At 33.2% G+C, this 23,219-nt stretch carries 22 protein-coding genes and 1 pseudogene; 18 read left to right on the forward strand and 5 right to left on the reverse strand.

The features are described from left to right. The first annotated feature begins 64 nt into the window (after positions 1-64). From KW502_RS10010 to KW502_RS10030, 5 genes are all read left to right on the forward strand, one after another. Complete coding sequence (locus tag KW502_RS10010; protein ID WP_219040423.1) at positions 65-811, forward strand: electron transfer flavoprotein subunit beta/FixA family protein; 747 nt, start codon at positions 65-67, stop codon at positions 809-811. A 41-nt stretch (positions 812-852) separates the two neighbouring features. After that, entirely contained in the window at positions 853-1,821 is a 969-nt protein-coding gene (locus KW502_RS10015) for an electron transfer flavoprotein subunit alpha/FixB family protein (RefSeq protein WP_219040424.1), read from the forward strand. 100 nt (positions 1,822-1,921) lie between these two features. Further along, on the forward strand, positions 1,922-2,551 hold the full coding sequence (locus KW502_RS10020; RefSeq protein WP_219040425.1) for a bifunctional nuclease family protein: 630 nt from the start codon (positions 1,922-1,924) through the stop codon (positions 2,549-2,551). Further along, a complete protein-coding gene (locus KW502_RS10025) occupies positions 2,529-4,247 on the forward strand; it encodes a NupC/NupG family nucleoside CNT transporter (protein WP_439651401.1) in 1,719 nt (572 codons plus the stop codon). Before KW502_RS10020 ends, KW502_RS10025 begins: the two co-directional genes overlap by 23 nt. A gap of 17 nt (positions 4,248-4,264) precedes the next feature. Beyond that, positions 4,265-5,224 carry an abortive infection system antitoxin AbiGi family protein gene (locus KW502_RS10030; protein ID WP_219040426.1) on the forward strand — a complete coding sequence of 320 codons (960 nt, stop codon included), beginning with the start codon at positions 4,265-4,267 and terminating at the stop codon, positions 5,222-5,224. Between the two features lie 3 nt (positions 5,225-5,227). On the opposite strand, the gene KW502_RS10035 is transcribed toward KW502_RS10030, so the two are convergent. The 3 genes from KW502_RS10035 to KW502_RS10045 all read right to left on the reverse strand — a co-directional run bounded on the left by KW502_RS10035 (position 5,228) and on the right by KW502_RS10045 (position 7,684). Continuing rightward, the gene (locus tag KW502_RS10035) at positions 5,228-5,746 is read right to left on the reverse strand and encodes a YceI family protein (protein ID WP_219040427.1); all 519 of its coding nucleotides are present in this window, start codon (positions 5,744-5,746) and stop codon (positions 5,228-5,230) included. Between the two features lie 76 nt (positions 5,747-5,822). Next, a complete protein-coding gene (locus KW502_RS10040) occupies positions 5,823-7,109 on the reverse strand; it encodes a hypothetical protein (protein WP_219040428.1) in 1,287 nt (428 codons plus the stop codon). A gap of 29 nt (positions 7,110-7,138) precedes the next feature. Beyond that, complete coding sequence (locus KW502_RS10045) at positions 7,139-7,684, reverse strand: YceI family protein (RefSeq protein WP_219040429.1); 546 nt, start codon at positions 7,682-7,684, stop codon at positions 7,139-7,141. A gap of 280 nt (positions 7,685-7,964) precedes the next feature. Here KW502_RS10045 and KW502_RS10050 point away from each other — a divergent pair, with 280 nt between their 5' ends. The 4 genes from KW502_RS10050 (at position 7,965) to KW502_RS10065 (ending at position 11,576) form a co-directional block, all read left to right on the forward strand. Next, positions 7,965-8,789, forward strand: coding sequence for a thymidylate synthase (locus KW502_RS10050; RefSeq protein ID WP_219040430.1), 825 nt, complete (start codon positions 7,965-7,967; stop codon positions 8,787-8,789). A gap of 77 nt (positions 8,790-8,866) precedes the next feature. Further along, positions 8,867-9,271, forward strand: coding sequence for an energy transducer TonB (locus KW502_RS10055; RefSeq protein ID WP_219040431.1), 405 nt, complete (start codon positions 8,867-8,869; stop codon positions 9,269-9,271). A gap of 163 nt (positions 9,272-9,434) precedes the next feature. After that, positions 9,435-10,601: an ergothioneine biosynthesis protein EgtB gene (egtB, locus tag KW502_RS10060; RefSeq protein WP_439651404.1), complete on the forward strand. Its 1,167-nt coding sequence runs from the start codon at positions 9,435-9,437 to the stop codon at positions 10,599-10,601. 6 nt (positions 10,602-10,607) lie between these two features. Further along, a complete protein-coding gene (locus tag KW502_RS10065; protein ID WP_219040433.1) occupies positions 10,608-11,576 on the forward strand; it encodes an L-histidine N(alpha)-methyltransferase in 969 nt (322 codons plus the stop codon). 92 nt (positions 11,577-11,668) lie between these two features. Here the strand turns inward: KW502_RS10065 and KW502_RS10070 are convergent, their stop codons facing one another. Continuing rightward, positions 11,669-12,754 carry an aminotransferase class V-fold PLP-dependent enzyme gene (locus KW502_RS10070; RefSeq protein WP_219040434.1) on the reverse strand — a complete coding sequence of 362 codons (1,086 nt, stop codon included), beginning with the start codon at positions 12,752-12,754 and terminating at the stop codon, positions 11,669-11,671. 60 nt (positions 12,755-12,814) lie between these two features. Between KW502_RS10070 and KW502_RS10075 the strand changes: the two genes are divergently transcribed. From KW502_RS10075 to lgt, 9 genes and pseudogenes are all read left to right on the forward strand, one after another. Further along, positions 12,815-13,225 carry a 2TM domain-containing protein gene (locus KW502_RS10075; protein ID WP_219040435.1) on the forward strand — a complete coding sequence of 137 codons (411 nt, stop codon included), beginning with the start codon at positions 12,815-12,817 and terminating at the stop codon, positions 13,223-13,225. 1 nt (position 13,226) lies between these two features. After that, positions 13,227-13,712, forward strand: a complete 486-nt coding sequence (locus KW502_RS10080) for a dihydrofolate reductase (RefSeq protein ID WP_219040436.1) — start codon at positions 13,227-13,229, stop codon at positions 13,710-13,712. After that, positions 13,675-14,568, forward strand: a pseudogene (locus tag KW502_RS10085) (fructosamine kinase family protein). The gene KW502_RS10080 and the pseudogene KW502_RS10085 overlap by 38 nt, the downstream one beginning before the upstream one ends. Positions 14,569-14,662: 94 nt before the next feature. After that, a complete protein-coding gene (locus KW502_RS10090) occupies positions 14,663-15,163 on the forward strand; it encodes a pyridoxamine 5'-phosphate oxidase family protein (protein ID WP_219040437.1) in 501 nt (166 codons plus the stop codon). A 99-nt stretch (positions 15,164-15,262) separates the two neighbouring features. Beyond that, on the forward strand, positions 15,263-16,144 hold the full coding sequence (gene fabD, locus KW502_RS10095; RefSeq protein ID WP_219040438.1) for an ACP S-malonyltransferase: 882 nt from the start codon (positions 15,263-15,265) through the stop codon (positions 16,142-16,144). 282 nt (positions 16,145-16,426) lie between these two features. Then, positions 16,427-17,104 (forward strand): GTP cyclohydrolase I FolE, encoded by a 678-nt coding sequence (gene folE / locus KW502_RS10100; protein ID WP_219040439.1) that lies wholly within the window; start codon positions 16,427-16,429, stop codon positions 17,102-17,104. Positions 17,105-17,144: 40 nt separating this feature from the next. Next, the gene (gene cysS, locus KW502_RS10105; RefSeq protein WP_219040440.1) at positions 17,145-18,629 is read left to right on the forward strand and encodes a cysteine--tRNA ligase; all 1,485 of its coding nucleotides are present in this window, start codon (positions 17,145-17,147) and stop codon (positions 18,627-18,629) included. A 6-nt stretch (positions 18,630-18,635) separates the two neighbouring features. Continuing rightward, positions 18,636-18,872: a membrane protein insertion efficiency factor YidD gene (gene yidD / locus KW502_RS10110; RefSeq protein ID WP_219040441.1), complete on the forward strand. Its 237-nt coding sequence runs from the start codon at positions 18,636-18,638 to the stop codon at positions 18,870-18,872. Between the two features lie 74 nt (positions 18,873-18,946). After that, positions 18,947-19,777, forward strand: coding sequence for a prolipoprotein diacylglyceryl transferase (gene lgt / locus KW502_RS10115; RefSeq protein WP_219040442.1), 831 nt, complete (start codon positions 18,947-18,949; stop codon positions 19,775-19,777). Positions 19,778-20,179: 402 nt separating this feature from the next. Here the strand turns inward: lgt and secDF are convergent, their stop codons facing one another. After that, positions 20,180-23,179 carry a protein translocase subunit SecDF gene (gene secDF, locus KW502_RS10120; RefSeq protein WP_219040443.1) on the reverse strand — a complete coding sequence of 1,000 codons (3,000 nt, stop codon included), beginning with the start codon at positions 23,177-23,179 and terminating at the stop codon, positions 20,180-20,182. Positions 23,180-23,219 lie beyond the last annotated feature (40 nt).

Genomic DNA, 23,219 nt, shown 5'->3' on the forward strand with positions numbered 1-23,219 from the left:
AATTCATTATATTCGCAATAAACAATTTTATAAATCTAATTTTTAAACATAAAATACTACGAAAATGAAAATATTAGTCTGTATAAGTCACGTTCCAGACACTACTTCTAAAATTAACTTTACAGAAGGGGATACCAAATTTGATACGAACGGAGTTCAATTTGTAATTAATCCTAACGATGAGTTTGGTTTAACTCGTGCCATGTGGTTTAAAGAAAAGCAAGGCGCATCTGTAGATGTAGTAAATGTAGGAGAAGCAGATACAGAACCTACACTTAGAAAAGCATTAGCCATTGGTGCAGATAATGCCATTAGAGTGAACACTCCTGCCAAAGATGGTTTTCAAGTCGCAAAAGAATTAGCAAAAGTTGCACAAGACGGTGGTTATGATTTAATTATTGCAGGGAGAGAATCTATAGATTACAATGGAGGAATGGTACCAGGTATGCTTGCTAAATTAATGAAAGCTAATTTTGTAAATACCTGTGTTAGTTTAGAGGTTGAAGGAGATAAAGCTACAGCAATTAGAGAAATTGACGGTGGTAAAGAAACCCTAACGACAGAACTTCCTTTAGTTATTGGAGGGCAAAAAGGTCTCGTGGAAGAAAGTGATCTTAAAATACCTAACATGCGTGGAATTATGATGGCCCGTAAAAAACCATTAAATGTAGTTGAACCTCTGGGTGCTGATGAAAAAACCTCAGCCAATAAATTTGAAAAACCTGCTCCTAAAGGAGAGGTTAAACTTATCGATAAAGACAATTTAGATGAATTGATTAACCTTCTACATAATGAAGCAAAAGCAATTTAAAAGAATTTCAAATTAGTCGAATTAAATAAAAAAAGAAAACTATGTCAGTTTTAGTATATATAGAATCAGAAAACGGAAAATTTAAAAAAGCCTCTTACGAGTCTGCATCTTACGCAAAAGGTGTTGCAGATCAATTAGGCACATCTGTTACCGCTATCACCATTAATGCAGATGATCACGAAAGTTTATCAAAATACGGTGTCAATAAAGTATTACAAGTAAAAAACGACCAACTTTCTAAATTTAATGCAGATGCTTATGCAGATGTTATTTCACAAGCTGCAAAAAGCGAAGACGCCAAAGTTGTAGTGCTTGGGCAAACTGCTAATGATAAATATGTAGCGCCTATTATCGCTGTAAACCTAGAAGCAGGTTACGCTTCTAACGTTGTTGCTCTGCCAGAAAGCTTTTCCCCTTTTACAGTAAAAAGAAATGCGTTTACCAATAAAGCATTTAATTTCACTTCTATTAACAGCGAAATAAAAGTATTAGGAATTGCTAAAAACGCTTACGGATTAAAAGAAAACGAAACTACTGCTACTATAGAAGAATTCTCTCCAAGCTTAGAAGCTAGTGACTTTTCTGTACATGTAGCCTCTGTAGATAAAGCTACAGATAAAGTAACCATTGCCGATGCAGAAATTGTAGTTTCTGCTGGTCGTGGACTCAAAGGACCTGAAAATTGGGATATGATTGAGAACCTTGCAACTACATTGGGAGCTGCAACGGCATGCTCTAAACCTGTAAGTGACATGGGATGGAGACCCCACGGCGAACACGTAGGGCAAACAGGCAAACCCGTAGCCGCAAATCTTTACATTGCTATTGGTATTTCTGGTGCTATTCAACATTTAGCGGGAATTAATGCCTCTAAATATAAAGTTGTCATCAATAATGACCCAGAAGCACCTTTCTTTAAAGCCGCAGATTACGGCATAGTAGGCGATGCTTTTGAGATCGTTCCGCAACTCAATGAAAAATTAAAAGAATTTAAAGCAAATAACGCGTAATTTTTTATAAATTGTGCCCCTCAAATTAGGGCGACCTAAATAACGAAAAGCTCTTATTTAGGTCGCTTTTTTATTTTATCTATTTTGATTAATTTGTAGTATGAGTTTAGTGCGTTTAACCATAAAAGGAATTTCTTACAGTCAAACCCAAAATGGCGCCTATGCACTTCTATTAAGTGAAGCTGACGGCGAAAGACAACTCCCTATTGTTATAGGTGCTTTTGAAGCACAATCTATTGCCATTGCATTAGAAAAAGACATTAGACCTCCTCGCCCACTCACTCATGATTTATTCAAAAGTTTTGCTGAACGTTTTTCTATTACAGTAAAGCAAGTAATTATTCACAAATTAGTTGATGGTGTTTTCTATTCAAGTTTAATCTGCGAAAGAGATAAAATTGAAGAGATCATCGATGCAAGAACCAGTGATGCTATAGCTTTAGCCCTTCGGTTTAATGCGCCTATATTCACTTATAAGAATATTTTAGATAAAGCAGGTATTTTCCTTAAAAATACCGATACACCTTCTGAAGAGGAAGAAAAAGAAATTAAAAAAACAGAATTGATTATTGAAGATGTTCTCAAAGAATCTTCAGAACCTTCTGCATCAGCTAAACCTTCACCAACAAAATCTTTAGAGCAATTAGAAGATGAATTGGAAGAAGCCGTCAATAATGAAGATTACGAACAAGCCGCTAAATTAAGAGATGAAATTTCTAAACGTAAATAAACAAGGCATGAAAAACTTGTTTACCCTACTATTTATCATTGCTATTATTCCATTTATCAATGCTCAAGAAATTGAACAAGAATGGGAAATCACCCCCCAAATAGATGCTAATATTGAAGCCATCATCACAAAAGATTTTGATCGATTGTTATTAAAAGAAGGTGATTTTTCTTGGAGCAACACACAGCAAAAAAAACAACTTTCAGGCTCTTATATTTTTCAGAATAAAAATCTAGTTTTCTTTTATAATACGCCAAAAGATAGCATTCAACGATTTAAAATAGAAACACAGACAGACTCTACGCTAACTTTAGTAGAAAATAAAAGTAAACTCTATTTAAAATTAGCTCCAAAAAAGCTTAAAGCAATAGCAAGTAAAGAAATTATAAAAAACCAAGGGTTTACATTTAATAGTTTTTGGCGCGGTGTTCTAGGCATGTTTACCTTATTAATTATCGCTTTTTTACTTAGTAGTAATCGCAAAGCCATTAACTGGAAAACTGTAGGCGTTGGCCTTGGTCTACAATTATTACTTGCTTACGGGGTTTTGAAAGTAGATTGGGTAAAAAGTGTTTTTGAATTTGTAGGAAGTATTTTTGTAAAAATTCTTGAGTTTACTGCTGCTGGTAGTGAATTTTTATTGGGCGGTTTAATGGATACTTCTAGTTTTGGATATATATTTTTATTTCAGGTTTTACCGACCATTATCTTTTTCTCTGCCTTAACTTCTATCCTTTTTTATTACGGTATTATTCAAGTTGTAGTCAAAGGTTTTGCCTTTATACTGACTAAACTTTTAGGTATTTCTGGTGCTGAAAGTTTAAATGTAGCCGGAAATATTTTCTTAGGACAAACCGAAGCACCTCTTATGATTAAAGCCTATTTAGAACGTATGACGCGTTCTGAAATTTTATTAGTCATGATTGGGGGTATGGCAACCGTAGCTGGTGGAGTTCTTGCCGCTTATATTGGTTTTCTTGGTGGCGACGATCCTGTGGCACGTTTAGAGTTTGCTAAACACTTGCTTGCTGCATCAGTAATGGCAGCACCTGGGGCTATTGTAGTTTCTAAAATGCTTTACCCACAGCAAGAGAAAATTAATACCGATGTTGAAGTTTCTTCAGAAAAAATTGGTTCAAATGTTTTAGATGCCATCGCTATAGGAACCACTGAAGGTTTAAAATTAGCTGCCAATGTTGGTGCAATGTTATTGGTGTTTGTGGCTTTAATCGCGATGGTAAATTATGGTTTTGGAAAATTTGGAGAAATCACTACTTTAAATACTTTTTTAGCTGAAAACACACCTTATCAATCTTTTTCTATTGAAGCGGTTCTTGGGACAGTCTTCGCCCCACTAATGTGGTTAATTGGTGTAGCTGAAGAAGATATGATGCTCATGGGACAGTTGCTAGGGATAAAGCTTGCTGCCAGTGAATTTGTAGGCTACATTCAATTAGCCGAATTAAAAGACCCTACTACTGCATTAAGTTTAACTTACGAAAAATCTATTATTATGGCAACTTATATGCTTTGTGGTTTTGCTAATTTTGCCTCTATTGGTATTCAATTGGGAGGTATTGGCTCTTTAGCACCCGGACAGCGTAAAAATTTATCTGAATTTGGTATTAAAGCGGTAATTGGTGGTACGCTAGCTTCGTTACTTTCTGCAACAATTGCCGGAATGATTATTGGTTAATCATAATATGTTTTGATATGGCTTTAGAAATATCACTATCTGAACAAATCTTTAATTACAAAAAGATTCCTCATCTTCTTCAGTATACAGAAGAATTAGAGACAATTGAAAAAATATTAAAAAGTAAATCTTTTAAGCCTTCTTATTGTAAAGAAAACTTCGGCAATTATGAAATTCTAATCCCAATGGTTTCTTTTTGCAACATTCCTTTATCACTAGTTCCCAATTTCTTGTATTATGGTGATTATGGAATTGGACTATCACAAGAATGGGGAATAAAAAACAACATTGAACCTGTAAAGTATTTAGTAAACAATACTCCATTAAAAATTAATTCTCTTTCAGAGAATATTAAAGCAATAAATAATATTAGGTATTTATTACAGCAAAAACCTAACGATATAAGGTTAGGGTTAGGGTTAGAAAATGAAACAAAAGAAAATTCGCATTTTAAACTCCCTCTTAATATTATTAAATCTATGACTGATCCTGAAAAGCCCATTCAAGATCTATTAGAATTAACAATAAAAAATATTCAATTTTCAAAATACTGGGAAGCTGAAGTTAAAAAACATATAATACTAAAAGATAATAAAGATAAGGTTGTATATAAAAATGAAAACTTCAAATCAACTATAAACTGTTACAATGAACGAGAATGGAGGTTTGTACCAACTATAGAAAATACTGACACAGAAATTTACCCAAGAATAATAAATTCAAATGATAAAAACCTACAAGATTTATTTAAAAAATATTCTTCAAGAGAAACTAAGAAACCTCATTTTAGACAAAACAACTATTCTTTAAAATTTGATTTAGAGGATATCAAATATATTCTAGTTAAAGAAAAGAACGAGGTCCCAAAAATTATTGATTGTCTCAAAACTACTTTTGAAAAAGAAAATGTCTCTCAAAAACTTGAAAATGGCAATCTAATTATTCTTACCAGAAATCGAATATTTCAAGATTTTTAAAATCTAATTAATTACAAACTCTTCTGGTATTTTAAATTCAATAGTTACTACTGGTTTTACTTTTACTAAACCTAAAGCTTTTACTGGCGGTTCTATATGATAATCGGTAAGATCTAATTCTTGTGTTCCTGTGAAATAAAAGGCTTCACTATCATAAGTTTCTCCTAATTGTAATTGATAAACCTTTGCGGTCTTTTTTACAGTAATCTTTATAGATGCTGTAATAGCCCCATTACTTTCTGTATAGTTTAATATCTCAATAGCAATATGAGGGTATTTTTCTGCTTCAAATAATTCAATTAAATCTTTCTCAATCATTCGTTTAGGACAATCAAAAGAGGCTACAGGAAGCTTTAATACTTTTTCTTGTGCAGTAAACTCTTGACATATAAAACTCTCTTCTTTACAAGAACAATTAAACTTATTAACGTTGGTTCTTACTTCTATGTTTACTATTCCGCTTTGTGCATAAGCTGATATTAGCGAAAAGAAAAAGAATATGGTTAGTATTGTCTTCATCATGATAGTGTTTTAAACCGAAAACAGCACAGAAATTATCTTTCTGTACTGTTTTCTAAGAGTTTTGGTTGAAAGATAATTAAAATGAGATCACGGCTTCAACCATCGCCCCGTTAAATTTCCCATCGTTTAAGATACTATTTTGACCAAAGTCATCATAATTTTGAATTACGTATTCTGCTTTTAAAAGAATATTTCTTGTCATAAACCAACCTGCTGCAATTTGTGCTCTGTTTATAGTAACATCTTCTCCAGAAATATCTTCAGCATCTACTAGGTTATATCTTCCACCTACATAAATATTTTCATCTGCACCAAAGCGGTAAATAAGTTCTCCTGCATATTGCATTGTGGTTCTATCATCAGTTTCAGCAGAGGCTTTACCTTTTGCCATCTCTACGGTTCCGAAAAATTCTAAGCCTCCATATTTCACAAACGGATTAATCATCACCGCTGTAATACTGTTTGTTAAGTTAGGATTGTAACGCCCCGCTCTAAAATCATCACTATCAGCATCTAAAGCTTGCATCACTCCGTAATAACGAGCTCCTGCTCTATCTGCATTATATAAATAAGAACTTGGTACATAACCCGTATTATATAATGACCCTGTTAATCGAAGTCGTAAATCATCATTTACTTGTTTATCATAACCTAGTTTAGCTAAAAATGAAGCTCCACCTGTTTTCCCAGTTATATCTTCTTCTACATTTTGATTAAGTTTACCATTAGTAAAACCTACCATTCCTATAAAGCCATCTCTTCTATAGTATACTTCTGCCCCCACTTCTGTGGTAAAAGCATCCATAATTAAATTTCCTATAAACGGATTGTATAAAGCTTGTGCATTATCAGATCTTCTAAAGTGAGCATCACCGTAATTGTTCTCCATATGCCCCACTTTAATGGTTGTGTATTGCATAAAGTCACTTAAAAAACCTTCACTTACAAAGTCTAGTTTATCAATTAATAAATACCCTCCTTTTACATAAGGTTCGTGGTGGTGACGTGAAGATAAGTAGGTACGTAAATGCATTCTTACTCCATCGTAAAGCGCCACATCTAAATCCATATTAGCGGTTGCTAAATTAAAGTTACTCCCTGCCTCTTTAAGCTGGTAGCCTGGTAATCCAGCATTTTCATTTTCTATAGCCTGAAATTGTAATGCAAAAGATCCTCCCACTCTTACATCTACTCCATCAAAAGTAGAAGTGGTATCTTTTGGAGATTCAAAAACATTTACACCTCGTTTGTCAGGATATCTAAAATTATCAATATTTCTATCAAAATTAATTTGTTGAGCTTGTACTTGAGCAGACATGACTACTACAAATACGATTACTAAAAGTTTGCCTAGCGTTCTCATTTTATATATATTTAAATGGTTTGTTATTTTTATTTAAGTTGAATGTTATAATGAATTTTAACTTCGTCTCCCGTTTTTATAGTTCCAAACACAGCGGTTGGAGGATCCATATTAAAATCGGTTAAGTTGAAAGCTTTAGCTCCTGAAAGTTTAATGACTCCATTGCTGTAATTCATTTTTACTTTAGTGACCATTTCTCTTTCTTTACCTGCTATTTTCATTGTTCCTGAAAAAGTAGCAGAATGACCGTTCATCACTACAGCGGTACCGTTATAGGTAATGGTTGGATGTTTCTTTTCCTTTAAAGCATCATAGGTTTTATTGTCCATCGCAGACTTTCCACTTTTCAAATCTTCTACTTGAAACTGAAAGTTGAATTTATCGATACTTACAATTTGATCGTTCTCTATTTTTGCTGAAATATTTCCTTTAAAAGTTTCTGCAACACATTCCCAATCATGCAACGTTGATGTTCCGGACACACTAAGTTTAGAGTTCTCTGGTTGCACGGTAAATTGTTGTGCAGTTGCTACCTGCATAAGTAAGCCTAGTGTAATTGCAAATAATGATTTCATTTGTAGAGGTTTTTAAAAGTTTACCCTACAAAAGTACCTCCTAAGTTCTGCTTGAATTATGACATAAATCATATCTAAGCATAAAGTTGAAAATGTGCATAACTTTTTTAAAAATCTATCGCTTAGCAGACTTTACATATAAGTTCTCTTTCATAGTTTTACACAAATTACATTGCGTTAGGGATGGAGTGATTTGTTGAAGCTCTTTTTAAATTTTTCTTTTTTAGAAATTTAAAAAAGCGACTCACGAGAGCCCGCCAGAACGCCCAAACCAATTTTCATGCAACAATATCACGACTTACTACAACACGTTTTAGAAAACGGCACCGATAAAGGAGATAGAACAGGAACAGGAACCCGTAGCGTTTTTGGCCACCAAATGCGGTTTGACTTAAGTAAAGGCTTCCCGATGGTGACCACTAAAAAATTGCATTTAAAATCTATTATTTATGAACTGCTATGGTTTTTAAATGGAGATACTAATGTGAAGTATTTGCAAGAAAACGGCGTAAGAATTTGGAATGAATGGGCAGATGAAAACGGAGATTTAGGTCCGGTTTATGGCCACCAATGGAGAAACTGGAACAGTGAAGAAATAGACCAAATTAAAGAAGTAGTAGAAACTTTAAAGAAAAACCCTAATAGCAGAAGAATGATTGTTTCTGCTTGGAACCCAAGTGTCATGCCAGACACCTCGGTTTCTTTTAGCGAAAATGTCGCCAACGGAAAAGCTGCTTTACCGCCTTGTCATGCCTTTTTTCAATTTTATGTAGCCGATGGTAAATTGTCTTGCCAGCTCTACCAACGTAGTGCAGATGTATTCTTAGGCGTTCCCTTTAATATTGCTTCTTATGCGTTACTTACCATGATGATGGCGCAAGTTTGTGGTTACGAAGCTGGAGATTTTATACATACATTTGGTGATGTACATATTTATAATAATCATTTTGAACAAGTAAAGCTACAATTATCAAGAACGCCAAAAGCATTACCACAAATGAAATTAAATCCTGAAATAAAAGATATTTTAGATTTTAAGTTTGAAGATTTTAGTTTAGAAGGTTACGATCCGCATCCACACATTAAGGCTGCTGTAGCTATTTAATCTATTATCAAACTTAAAAAAATCTTAACTTTATAATAGCTAGATCTAGAATTTTAGTTATTTTCAATAAAAAAACAATGAGAAAAGTTTTATTTATACTTAGTTTTATTTGTGCCGTAAGCATTAGCCAAGCTCAAGTAACAAAAGGCAATACAGTTTCTTCTAAAGAAATTCCACCAGTTTGGCCGGGCTGTGAGACCGAAAGTTCTACTTCTAATTGCTTTAATAAAATGCTTGCCACACACATTCAGAAAAATTTTAAATTTCCTAAAGATTACACTGCAGCAGATAAAGGCACTAAAGTTTTAGTCAGTTTTATAGTCAATAAAAAAGGTGAAATTGAGATCACACAAGTTAAAGGAGGCAGAAATTCTTTACAAGAAGAAGCCAAGCGTAATATTTTAGCCATTCCTAAAATGCAACCTGGCTCTCTAAACGGAAAGCCTAGAGAAATTAAATATACGGTTCCTTTTAATTTTTAGCTTTTAGCTAAAAAAAGCCTGTTATTACAGGCTTTTTTTAAACCCTAATTGTCTAATTAATTATAATTTTTCAACTTTAACTTTTGCTTTAACAAAGCTTAAAGAAGTTCGCATTTAAAAAATCGTAAATTTGATTTGAGCGTAAAAACGCTATTCATTTATGATCACATCGTCTACTTCTACATTAGAAAAATTTTTAAAAACCAGAAAGTTAACCAAACAACTTTGTGAACCGTTAGAAATTGAAGATTTTGTGGTTCAACCGGTAGAGTTTGTCTCTCCACCAAAGTGGCACTTGGGTCACACTACTTGGTTTTTTGAAGAGTTTATTTTGAAAAAGCATCAGCAAAATTATCAAATCTTTGATGAGCAATTTGCTTATGTTTTTAACAGTTATTACGAAAGTGTAGGTGAAAAAGTAATCCGCACTCATCGTGGTAACTTATCTAGACCCACGGTAAGTAGAATTTATGAATACCGTAATTACGTTACCAATGCTATAGAAAGATTCTTCAATGAAAATGAAATTAGCGAAGCGTTAGAAGAAGTTTTAGAAATAGGGATTCATCACGAAATGCAACATCAAGAATTACTGCTAACAGATATTAAATACATATTAGGGAATAATCCATTACTTCCGCAGTATAAAGAAAATTTCAACGAAAATAAGATAGAGAAACATCCACACAAGTGGTTAACGCTAGCAGAAGGTGTATACGAAATAGGAAAACCTGACGATGGTGAATTTTCCTATGACAACGAAAAAGGGAGACATAAGGTATATTTAAATGAATTTTTCATCTCTAATAAATTAGTTACTAATGCCGAGTATTTAGAATTCATGAATGCCAGCGGTTACCAAGATGTACTTTTATGGCATGCCGAAGCTTGGGATTGGATAAATGCTGAAAAAATAAAAGCCCCAGCATATTGGTATCTCATCGATGGTTGCTGGCACCAATATACGCTTAGCGGATTACAACCACTAACCCCTGAAGCTCCTTTAGCACACATTTCTTATTACGAAGCTTTTGCCTTTGCACAATGGAAAGATATGCGTTTACCTACGGAAGCTGAATGGGAAATAGCACAAGAAAAATTTGATTGGGGACAACGTTGGGAATGGACAGAAAGCGCCTATGCTCCCTACCCTAATTATAAGAAACCTGAAGGAGCTTTAGGTGAATACAATGGTAAATTTATGGTGAATCAAAAAGTGCTACGTGGTGGTTCTGTAGCAACATCTCCAGAACATACACGCTATACCTACCGCAATTTCTTTCACGCTAATTTAAGATGGCAGTTTACAGGAATACGCTTAGCCAAATAGAAAAAAATGAAAAAAGATACGCAAACTAAACATAATTCTGAATTTGCTTCAGAAGTACAAGAAGGACTAACAGCCTTTCCTAAATATTTATCTTCAAAGTTTATTTATGATAAAAAGGGCGATAAGCTTTTTCAAGATATCATGAATTTACCTGATTACTACCTCACCAATTGTGAATTTGATATTCTTGAAAAACATAAAGCTGCACTTAGTGATTATTTTAATGCTGAATCTGGTTTTGATTTAATTGAATTAGGTGCTGGCGATGGTAAAAAAACAAAAATCTTATTAAAATACCTTATCGATAATAAAATCGATTTTAAGTATTTACCCATCGATATTAGTCAAAATATTTTAGATAATTTAGAAGACTCGCTAGCTAGAGAACTTCCCAAAGTAAATGTAGAAACCTTACAGGGATCTTATTTTGATGTTTTAAAAGAAGTTTCTCAGTACAAGTTACGCAAGAAAGTAATCATGGTTTTGGGTTCCAACATCGGAAATCTTAATCATGACAGTGCTATTGAGTTTTTAAAAAATATCCAAATAGCAATGAATCCGGGTGATATGCTTTTTATGGGATTTGATCAGAAGAAAAATCCGCAAACAATTTTAGACGCTTATAATGATCAAACAGGCGTTACTGAAGCATTCAACAAGAACTTATTAGAAAGAATTAACCGAGAACTAGAGGCAGATTTTAATCTTAACAAGTTTAAGCATTGGGAAACTTACAATCCCGAAACAGGAACCGCTAAAAGCTTTTTAATTAGTACAGAAGAGCAAACCGTAGCCATTAATGCCCTTAATTTAAATATAAGCTTTAAATCTTGGGAGAGTATTCATACAGAGATTTCTCAAAAATATGACGATGAAGTTGTGGATTGGCTTGCCGATCAAGCTGGGTTAAAGTTGATCGAATATTTTACAGACGACCAACACTTTTATAAAAACTATATTTTCGAGAAAAAGTAGTAACAAGAATTACTGAATTTTAAGAAAACACTTGATATCGTAAAACAATAAACGTCACTTTAAATTAATTTTTAGTGACGTTTATTGTTCTATTAACCTCTAAACTTCTGAAGTAGGCTTAATAATTTCTCTAAATCTTCTTCGGTGTTATAGTAATGAAAACTTACCCGAATTCCGTTACCGCGTTGTGAGCAAATCACCGCATTGTTATTCAAAAAATTAAATAATTCAGCATTCCCTTTAATATTAAAAATTGAAGAATGCGCTTTTCGCTTCACTACTTTTTCTTCTAGTAACTTTAGTTTTTCAAATTCTGCTTTGGCTAAAATTTTTAATTTATTTACCTGTTGCTCTATTGCTTCGACACCAATATCACTTTGTAGTTTTAATGCCGCTTTTATACTTCCTAAGTTCGAGGTATCTAAATGTCCTGGTTCAAATTTACCTATTAATGTATTTTCTTCTTGTTTGTACTTTCCTATGTTAGAACCAAAACCAATAGCCTTTGGGTAAACCCGCTCTACGACTTCTTCTTTAAACAAGAAAAAAGCATTTCCGAAACCAGCATTCAACCATTTGTAAGCGCTAGCTCCGAGGATATCAAAACCTGAGTTTTCAAAATTAAAAACTTCGCTACCAAAGAATTGTGTACCATCACCTACAATTAATAGCTTAGGATTATTTTTTTTCAATTCTTTTATAAAATCAAGATCTATTTTAATTCCGCTAACGTATTGAACGACGCTAAACATAAATACATCGGGTTGATGTTCTTTCACCGCCGCACTTATATTCATTTCTAAATTCTCATCAATTTCTGCATAGCTAATGTCAAAATTTCTAGCTTCTATTGGCAAATTGATAGATGGATAATCGCCTTTTAGTAATAAAATTTTAGCATCTTTTGGTAGACCTTCTAGCAGCGAATTAAAGCCAAAAGAAAAACTAGGAACGAGCGCTACTTTATTGGCTTCAGCTTTATAAAAATGAGCCAATGCTTCACGAACTTCTGCATACAAATTAGATTTTTGATCTCTAAACATACTGGCTTGCGTGAGCATATCTAAATTTTGATCTTGGCGATAATCAAAAACAGTTTCAGAAAGTAATCCTGTGGCGGCAGTATTTAAATAAGTATATTGGCCGATAATTGGAAATTCATTTCTTAAATTCTTCATAAGCAGAAAAAATTTTAAACTAAAAATCTTTAATTTGGTACACAACTAAGTTACAATAATATGGCTTCAGCAGAAAAAAAAACACACAGAACAGATATAGAACAACGAGAACTTTTTGAAAATGCACAACGTAGAATTAAGCAAAAAAAGCGCTTAACTACTCACTTTGTGATTTTTATAGCAGGCTCTATTTTATTTATTATTTTAAATGTAGTACTAGATTTTGGTAAAGAATTTCAGCTTTTTGGTACCGACTGGTTTGTTTGGGCAATTTTACTGTGGTTCTTTTTCTTTTTGATACATGCGATTAATGTATTTTTTGTAAATAAATTAATGGGCAAAGAATGGGAAAACAAACAATTGGAACGTTTGGTAGCCAAACAAAAAGATAAAATTCTTAAATTACAACAACAAGTAGAAAAAGAGCATCCGCTACCTACGTCTACTTCTAACAGTTCTTTAAACGCATAATATGCTTACTATAATTGCAGCAGCAGCAGAAAACAATGCCTTAGGTAAAGATAATGACTTGGTTTGGCATTTACCAGATGATTTTAAACGTTTTAAAAAGTTAACCACTGGTCATTATATTATTATGGGAAGAAAAACCTACGAGTCTTTCCCTAAACCTTTACCAAATCGTACACACGTTGTAATTACCCGTCAGCTAGATTATGAAGATAAAAATTGCTTGGTAGTTCATAATTTAGAAGAAGCGCTGGCTTTGGCTAGTAAAGATGAACAACCTTTTATTATTGGCGGAGGAGAAATTTATAAATTGAGTTTACCTCAGGTCGATAAAATTGAATTAACACGTGTTCATGGTGAATTTGAAGCTGATGCTTATTTTCCTGAATTAGATTTGAATGACTGGCAATTGGTAAATGAAGAATTTCATGAGAAGGATGACAAACATAACTATGCATTTACCTACTTCACTTACCAACGCAAAAAATAAAATTTATTCTACCAGAGGTATTTCAACAAATAGCAGAAAAGAAAATTTTCAACTGAAAAATGTTTCGGTATTATCGGGCGGTGATATTAATGATACCTATCTTCTCACCACCAGTAATCAAAAGTTGGTGGTCAAACTCAATAAAGCAGACCGGTTTCCAGAAATGTTTAAAAAAGAAGCTTCAGGCTTGAAAACATTAAATTCTGCTAAAGCTTTAAGAATACCGAAAGTGTTGAATTACGGAGTTATTGAAAACCAAGCTTATTTATTATTAGAATATTTACCCTCTAATTCAAAATCGACAAATTTTTGGGAATAATTTAGCACAGGCTTAGCTAAACAGCATTTGGTTACACGTCACAGCTTTGGGTTAAGTGATGATAATGATATGGGTAGCTTGCCGCAGTATAACACTTCTAACCTTAAAGATGCTAGCGAATTTTATATTGAAAAACGGCTAAAACCACAATTTCAATTAGCGCTAGAAAACGGATTTGAGTTTAGAAATTTAAATTTGTTTTATAAGCATATTTCAGAAATTATTCCAAAAGAAAAACCAAGCCTCGTTCACGGTGACTTATGGAATGGTAATTACTTGGTTGATGAAAAAGGAAATCCGGCGTTAATAGATCCTGCCGTATGTTTTGCCCCGCGAGAAATGGATTTAGCAATGATGCAGCTCTTTGGCGGTTTTTCTACTGAAGTGTTTTCAACCTATAATGAAGTGTTTCCGCTAACTTCACAATGGCAAGAAAGGCTACCTATTTGGCAGCTCTATTATTTGTTGGTTCATTTAAATCTATTTGGAAAAGGGTATTTAGCCTCGGTAAAAAATATTTTAAAGAAATTTACTTAAGCATTTTCACATTTATTAACAGCAAAGCCTCTATTTTTAATAGTTTATTGGCTCATTTTAAGCCCTATAACTTGTACTTTTAAAATAAAAACTTATGAGTACCGAAAACAAATATAACGAAGAAGCTAAGAAAAAAATAAAAGAGCTAACCGAAGACATTAAAACCTCAATGATGGTAACAGCTCTTGGCAAAACTCCATTACAAGCTGTCCCCATGACACAAAAGAAAATTGATATTCATGGTGACATTTGGTTTTTAAGTCCAGGAGACAGTGATCATAATAAGAACATTATTAAAAACAAAGAAACTCAACTACTCTATAGCGACCCATCTTCTCATAAATTTTTAAGCACTTTTGGCGAAGCTGAAATTGTCGTAGAGCAAGCAATTCTTGAAGAACTCTATTCTTCGGTTTCAGACAACTGGTTTAACGGTAAAGACGACCCAAATTTAACCGCAATTAAATTTACCCCAAAAGAAGCTTATTATTGGGATACCAAAACCAATAAATTAGTAAGCCTTTTCAAAATGGGAGTTGGCGCTGTTACAGGAAAAAAAGCTGATGTTGGTGAAAAAGGAAAATTAAGCGTATAAAACTAAATTCTGTTTTATCCCCAAAAGACCTAATAAGGAAGAATTTTCTTATTAGGTCTTTTTTATAGTACATTTGTTTAAAAGAAAATTAAAAATATTATGAAAGCATACGTTTTTCCGGGACAAGGAGCTCAATTTACAGGAATGGGATTAAATTTATATGAAAAATTTCCTGAAGCACAACAACTGTTTGAAAAAGCTAACCAAGTTCTAGGATTCAACATTACCGATATTATGTTTGAAGGAACTGCGGAACAGTTAAAACAAACCAATGTAACCCAACCAGCAATATTTTTACATTCGGTAATTTTGCAACATGTTTTAGGTGAAAATGCTCAACCAGAAATGGTTGCAGGACATTCATTAGGTGAATTTTCTGCATTGGTTGCCAACAAAACTTTAGAGTTTGAAGATGCTTTACGACTAGTTTCTAAACGAGCTGAAGCCATGCAAAAAGCGTGTGAATTACAACCATCTACTATGGCTGCGGTTTTAGGTTTAGAAGATGAGTTAGTAGAAGCTATTTGCGCTGAGATTGACGGAATTGTTGTTGCTGCAAATTACAACTGCCCAGGACAATTAGTAATTTCTGGTGAAGTGAAAGCTATTGAAGCGGCTTGCGAAGCTTTGAAAGAAAAAGGAGCAAAAAGAGCTTTAGTTTTACCCGTAGGAGGCGCTTTTCACTCTCCTTTAATGGAGCCTGCTCGAGAAGAATTAGCGAAAGCAATTGAAGAAACAAAATTTAACACACCTATTTGCCCAATATACCAAAACGTTAGTACTTTTAGCGTAACTAATCCTGATGAGATTAAAGAGAATTTAATATTTCAACTCACAGCACCAGTAAAATGGACTCAAAGTGTACAAAATATGATTAAAGACGGAGCTACTTCATTTACAGAAGTTGGTCCTGGTAAAGTTTTACAAGGTCTTGTAAAGAAAATTGACCGTACCGCTGTGACTAATAGTCCAGTGTTATAATAAAATAAGAATAAACTCACCATAGTAATTTTAATGAGCATAAGCTTTAATTCAGTTTGTGCTCAAATTTCTTCTTTAGTACAATTTCAAAAAACATATTTAAAATTACAAGCAATGCTTTTATTAAAGAGTTGAACAGTAATGCCTATATAATTTCAGGAAAACATCCTAAAATCATAAGCATTTGTAATATTAGCATCAAGTATTTCTTCAACCTAAACTATTTCAATCCATTCTAATTTCTGTATCTTTGCCAACTTAGCAGTTTATTAGAAACGAGTTATGAAAATAGATAAGGTATTGAACGATATTGAAGAAATAGGAGACAATCATATAGGATCTAGCACAGACAATCCTATACGTAAAGATGCATTTGAAAAAAGTGATTTAGAAAAAATTGATTTAATAAAAGGAGATGTTAAAAACATTCTAGAAACTTTAGGATTAGATCTTACTGATGATAGTCTTAAAGGCACTCCACTTCGAGTTGCCAAAATGTTTGTCAACGAAATTTTTGGAGGCCTACACCCTGACAAGAAACCAAAATCCTCTGTATTTGATAACAAGTACAAGTACGGAGAAATGTTAGTTGAAAAAAACATCACCGTTTACTCTACTTGTGAACATCACCTATTACCAATAGTTGGCCGTGCTCACGTAGCCTACATTTCTAACGGAACCGTAGTTGGCCTATCTAAAATGAATAGAGTGGTAGATTATTTTGCAAAAAGACCACAAGTACAAGAGCGTTTAACAATGCAAATTGTAAATGAACTTCAAGAAGTTTTAGGCACTCCAGATGTAGCCTGTGTGATTGATGCTAAGCACCTGTGCGTAAATAGCCGAGGTATTAGAGATATTGAAAGCAGCACCGTAACGAGTGAATTTGGCGGAAAATTTAAAGAAAAAGCTGTACGAAGAGAATTTTTAGATTACATTAAACTAGATACTGAATTTTAAAATTCACCATCTATTTTACTAATATTTTAAAGTATTAAAAATGCCCTTATACGAAAACCAAGAATTAAAAATTTACAATTCCCTTAGTGGAGAGAAAGAAGTTTTTAAACCTTTAACAGATGGCTATGTAGGCATGTATGTTTGTGGCCCTACCGTTTACAGTAATGTGCATTTAGGAAATTGCCGTACATTTATTTCTTTCGATTTGGTTTTTCGTTACCTAAAACATTTAGGGTATAAAGTAAGATACGTTAGAAATATTACCGATGCCGGCCACTTAGAAAATGATGCCGAAACTGGTGAAGATCGTATTGCTAAAAAAGCACGTATAGAAGAAATTGAACCTATGGAAGTGGTTCAAAAATATACGGTAGATTTTCATACCATTCTACAAAAATTCAATAACCTACCGCCTAGTATAGAACCTACAGCTACAGGACACATTGTAGAACAAATTGAAATTATTAAAGAAATTATAGATCAAGGTTTTGGCTATGAAGCTAACGGCTCTGTTTACTTTGATGTAATGAAATATAATAAAACCAATCATTACGGAATTCTAAGCGGAAGAAAGCTAGAAGATATGATAGCCAATACGCGAGAACTTACTGCACAAAGTGATAAAAAAAATCCGCAAGATTTTGCACTTTGGAAAAAAGCTGAACCGCAACACATTATGCGTTGGCCTTCACCTTGGAGTGACGGCTTCCCAGGGTGGCATTTAGAATGTACCGTTATGAGTTCTAAATATTTAGGCAAAGAGTTTGATATTCACGGAGGAGGAATGGACTTAAAATTTCCGCATCACGAATGTGAAATTGCTCAAGGACAAGCCGCAAATGGCAAAAACCCTGTTAATTACTGGATGCACGCCAACATGCTTACCTTAAACGGTAAAAAAATGGCAAAAAGCACAGGTAATAATATTTTACCAAGTGATCTTTTTTCTGGTAATAACGATGTACTTAGCAAATCATATTCGCCAAGTATAGCCCGTTTTTTTATGTTGCAAGCCAATTATAGAAGTATTTTAGATTTTTCTGATGAAGCTTTAACTGCTGCAGAAAAAGGCTTTCAAAAACTAATGGATGCTGTTGCTCTCATTCCTAAACTTGAAACTTCAGCTAATTCATCTATAAATATTTCTGAATGGAAACAGAAATGTTACGATGCGATGAATGACGATTTTAATAGCCCAGTATTAATTGCTAATTTATTTGATGCTGTTAAAATAATTAATGCAGTTGAAGCTAAAAAAACAAACATTACACCAGAAGATTTAACCGAATTAGAGAATAGCTTACATGCTTTTATCTTTGATGTATTAGGTCTAGAAGCGGTTAGTGCTCTAGAAAACAATCAAGATAGCGAGCGTTTAGCAAATGTTGTTGAATTATTAATTCAGCTTAGAGCAAAAGCTAGAGCAAATCGCGATTTTGCTACTGGCGACAAAATTAGAGATGGCCTTGCAGCTAACGGAATTCAATTAAAAGATGGCAAAGAAGGAACTTCTTTCAGCTTATAAAACTTTATGTTAAAGAAGATATTGATAGCACCTTTTTTACTTCTCATTAAGGTCTATCAATATCTTATTTCTCCACTTACACCTGCAACCTGTAGATTTCAACCTACTTGTTCTCATTACACATTTGAAGCTTTAAAAATTCACGGCCTTTGGAAAGGTGGTAAATTAGCTATTTCTAGAATTAAAAAGTGTCACCCTTGGGGTGATTCTGGCTGGGATCCAGTTCCTCCAAAAGACAATTAGAACTTTTTTACAAGTACACATTAAAAAAGCTTCAAATACTTATATTTACAGTTCAGAAATAATAAAATTCAACTATGCTTTTTTCAGCTATTGTTTGGGATCCCTCAAAAGGAATAGATTTAGGTTTTTTCTTGATTCGTTATTACAGTTTAATGTATTTAGTAGCATTTGTGTTGGGCTGGTACATTATGAAAAAGTTCTTTTCAAATGAACATATTGATGAAGAGAAACTAGATCCTTTATTTATTTATGCCGTTTTAGGTACTTTAATTGGTGCTAGATTAGGGCATGTTATATTTTACCAAACCGAACTTTTTTGGGAAGATCCGCTTTCTATCGTTTTACCTTTCAGCTTCAAAAATGGATTTGAATTTACTGGTTTTCAAGGATTAGCAAGTCATGGTGCCGCAATTGGTGTGATCATATCCATGTATTTTTACAATAAAAAACATTTAAAGAAAAGTATGCTCTTCATTTTAGATCGGGTTGCAATTACCGTTGCTATTGGAGGTGTTTTTATTAGAATAGGAAATTTCATCAATTCAGAAATTATTGGAAAACCCACTCATAGTGATTACGGAGTTATTTTTAAGCAACTTGGTGAAAATTTCCCAAGACATCCTGCTCAATTATACGAAGCTGGATGTTATGTAATTGTGTTTATTATTTTATGGTTTATCTATTGGAGCACGAACAAAAAAGAAAAAACGGGCTTTATTTTTGGACTATTCTTAGTATTATTATGGTCGGTAAGGTTCTTTATAGAATTTGTAAAAGAAGCACAGGTTATACAAAGAGGCAGCTGGACTCTTAACACTGGACAATTGCTAAGTATACCTTTTATACTTTTTGGTTTCTATCTAATTTTTAGACCTAAAAAAGAAACTCAATCCATTAAAAAATAGTTTAATAATCTAAAATTTCACTTAATTAGATTTTCACAAAAAACACTTTTACTAGTTAAAGGTGTTTTTTTTATTTTACAAAAAGAATAAGAATACTTCTATTTATCCATATAAAGATGATATCGTGCGTCGCATTAGAATCATCTAAACTTACTGATTTACTTTGTAAAACAATTTCTTACAACCTCTAATCAAAATAGTTATTTAGAGCAGAGACTAAGTTTAAGACAGATTAATTTTGATTGACTTAAAGATTTTAAAGACTTCTACTAAATTAATTAATTCAAACTCTTGATGTAACACGTATTAATCAATTAGCAGAACAACAGGTTCTCATTAACCTATAAAACAAAAAAGCCATCTATAATAGATGGCTTTTTGAATATATACAAGTTTACTTAATTAAGCTAACTCTTCTTGTTCGTTTTCTTCTTCTTTACGCTTTAAAAGATCTTCACTTTTCTTTTTAGCAGTATCATACATAATTGGTGTTGCAATGAATAAAGATGAATATGTACCTACAACAACTCCAATAATTAAGGCAAACATAAAGCCTCTAATGCTTTCACCTCCAAAAATAAAGATCGCTAATAACACAATTAAAGTAGTTAAAGAGGTATTTACGGTACGGCTAATAGTGCTGTTTAATGCTGAATTGATCGTTTTATTAAACGGCCAATTTTCGTATTCATCAAAATACTCTCTAATTCTATCGAAAACAACCACGGTATCATTCAAGGAGTAACCTACAACTGTCAAAATAGCCGCAATAAATGCTTGATTAATTTCCATGTTGAAAGGCATAAAACTATATGTTAAAGAGAATATCCCTAAAATGATTAACACATCATGGAAAACTGCAACTACAGCTCCTAAACTAAATTGCCATTTTCTAAATCTAAATAAGATATAAAGAAATACCACAATAAGCGACCCTATTACAGCAAAATAAGAAGCTTCTTTAATATCATCTGCGATGGTTGGTCCCACTTTCATTGACGACATTATTCCTACTTCACTATCTTCATTAGCAACAGAGAAATCTTTATAAGAAGTTCCGTTTGGTAAGTAGGATTGTAAAACACCATAAAGTTTTTCAGATATCTCGTTATCTACTTCTGTTCCTTCTTCTTCAACTTTATATTTAGTTGTAATCTTTAATTGATTATCTGAACCAAAAGTTTTTGCTTCGGCACTACCAAATTCTGCTACTAAATCTTGTTCAATTTCAGTAGGACTTACAGGCTGATCAAATCTAACTGTATATGTTCTACCTCCAACAAAATCTACACCTTGGTTTAAACCTACGGTAGCTAAAGAAATTAAACTCGCTACAATTGCAATTCCTGAAATTACATAAGCAATTTTTCTTTTAGCTATAAATTTAATGTTTACGGTCTTGAATAAATTTTTAGTTGCTCCTGTTGAAAAGGCTAAAGATTTACCATTTTTACCGTAACCATCTATAAATAATCGAGTGATAAATATCGCAGTAAATAATGACGTTGCAATACCTATTAATAAGGTAGTTGCAAAACCTTTAATTGGACCTGTACCAAAAACTAATAAAATTACCCCAGTAAGACCAGTTGTAATGTTGGCATCTAGGATTGAAGATAAAGCATTTTTAAATCCATCTTTTATGGCTTCTACTTGAGATTTACCTTTATCCAATTCTTCTTTGATCCTTTCAAAAATAAGCACGTTAGCATCTACCGACATACCAATAGTTAATACAATACCAGCAATACCTGGTAAAGTTAAGACCGCACCTAATCCGGCTAGAATACCAAAAATGAATAAAATGTTTACGGCTAAAGCAACATCTGCAAAAAGACCTGCTTTACCATAGTAAAAAATCATCCAAGCTAAAACAAAAAGTAATGCTATTAAAAATGAATTAATTCCGCTGTCAATAGCTTCTTGCCCTAATGAAGGACCTACAATTTCACTTTGAACGATATCTGCGGAAGCTGGCAATTTACCCGCTCTTAAAACATTTGCTAAATCTTTTCCTTCTGCTACTGTAAAATCACCAGAAATCTGACTTCTTCCTCCTGCGATTGGACCATTACTTAATCCTGGTGCAGAATATACCACATTATCAAGAACGATTGCAATTTGAGAGCCTTGCTGGTAAGCATTGTTGGTCATCTCTTCCCATTTCTTAGCTCCTTTACCGTTCATATTCATAGAAACTACGATTCTTCCTAATTGATCGTAAGTTTGGGTGGCATCTGTAATTACACTTCCGCTCAAATCTGGCTCACTACTTTTATTTCCTTTTAAAGCATAAAGATCTACCAGCTCACTATCTCTAAGCGGCTTACCCCATACAAATTTCGCATAGCGCTGCTCTAATGGTAGTAATGCTTTAACTTCTGGCATTCTTAAATACTCACCAACGGTAGCTGTATCTTTTAATTGAAAACTAGCAATTACTGGACCTCCTTGTTGCCCTGGAGCTTGAATTAAATCGAAAATTGGATTTTCGCCTTCTTCTGTAGCTTCTTCCTCTTCAGCGTTTTCCAATAAATCATCAATATTATCTTCGTCTGCAACTTGGGTAGAATCTGTTGATGTTTCAACTTTATCGTTACCTACTATAGATTTTAATTTTTCATTAGCTTTTCCTAAGAAAGGAAATAACTCTTGGCCTTTATATACATCCCAAAATTCTAATTGAGCAGTACTTTGTAAAAGTCCTTTTACACGATCTACATCTTTTGCACCTGGAAGTTCTACTAAGATTCTTCCAGAATCTCCTAAACGTTGAATATTTGGCTGTGTTACGCCAAATTTATCGATACGCTTACGAAGTACTTCAAAAGCTGAAGTAATACTTTCGTTTACTTTTCTTTTAATAACTTTTTCAACTTGAGCATTTGGAGTGTCAAAATTAATTTCTTCACTTAAAGCTTTGTTAGCAAAAATATCTGGAGAAGCTAATTTAGCATCTTCATTTTCTGCAAAAGCTTGAAAAAATAAATCTAAATAATCCCCAGAACCATTTCTCTGTAACTCATCTGCTCTAGTTAAAGCTGTCGTAAATGCAGGATTATCTGAACCATTAGCTAATTCTTTCAAAATATCTTTTACTGATATTTGAAGAATCACGTTAATACCTCCTTTTAAATCTAAACCTTTATTAAGCTCTTTGTTCTTTGCGGTATTATAGGTAATTCCTGCAAAAACCTCTTCGCCACCAATAGAATCTAGATACCTACGCTCTGCTAGATCTCTTAGAGTAGCATAATCGTCTTTATCTTCACTAATTTTTTGGTTCGCATAGGTTTTGGCTTCATCTTCAACCTTATTTGCGATAAATGTAAACGACAATTGATAAATACTTACCAATCCGAATAAAATTGCGAATAGCTTAATTATCCCCTTATTCTGCATTATTCTTTAAGTTATTGATTAATCTATTTTTAAAAACGGA

Origin of the sequence: Mesonia aestuariivivens (genome assembly GCF_019311235.1) — a bacterium.
GTDB lineage: Bacteria > Bacteroidota > Bacteroidia > Flavobacteriales > Flavobacteriaceae > Mesonia > Mesonia aestuariivivens.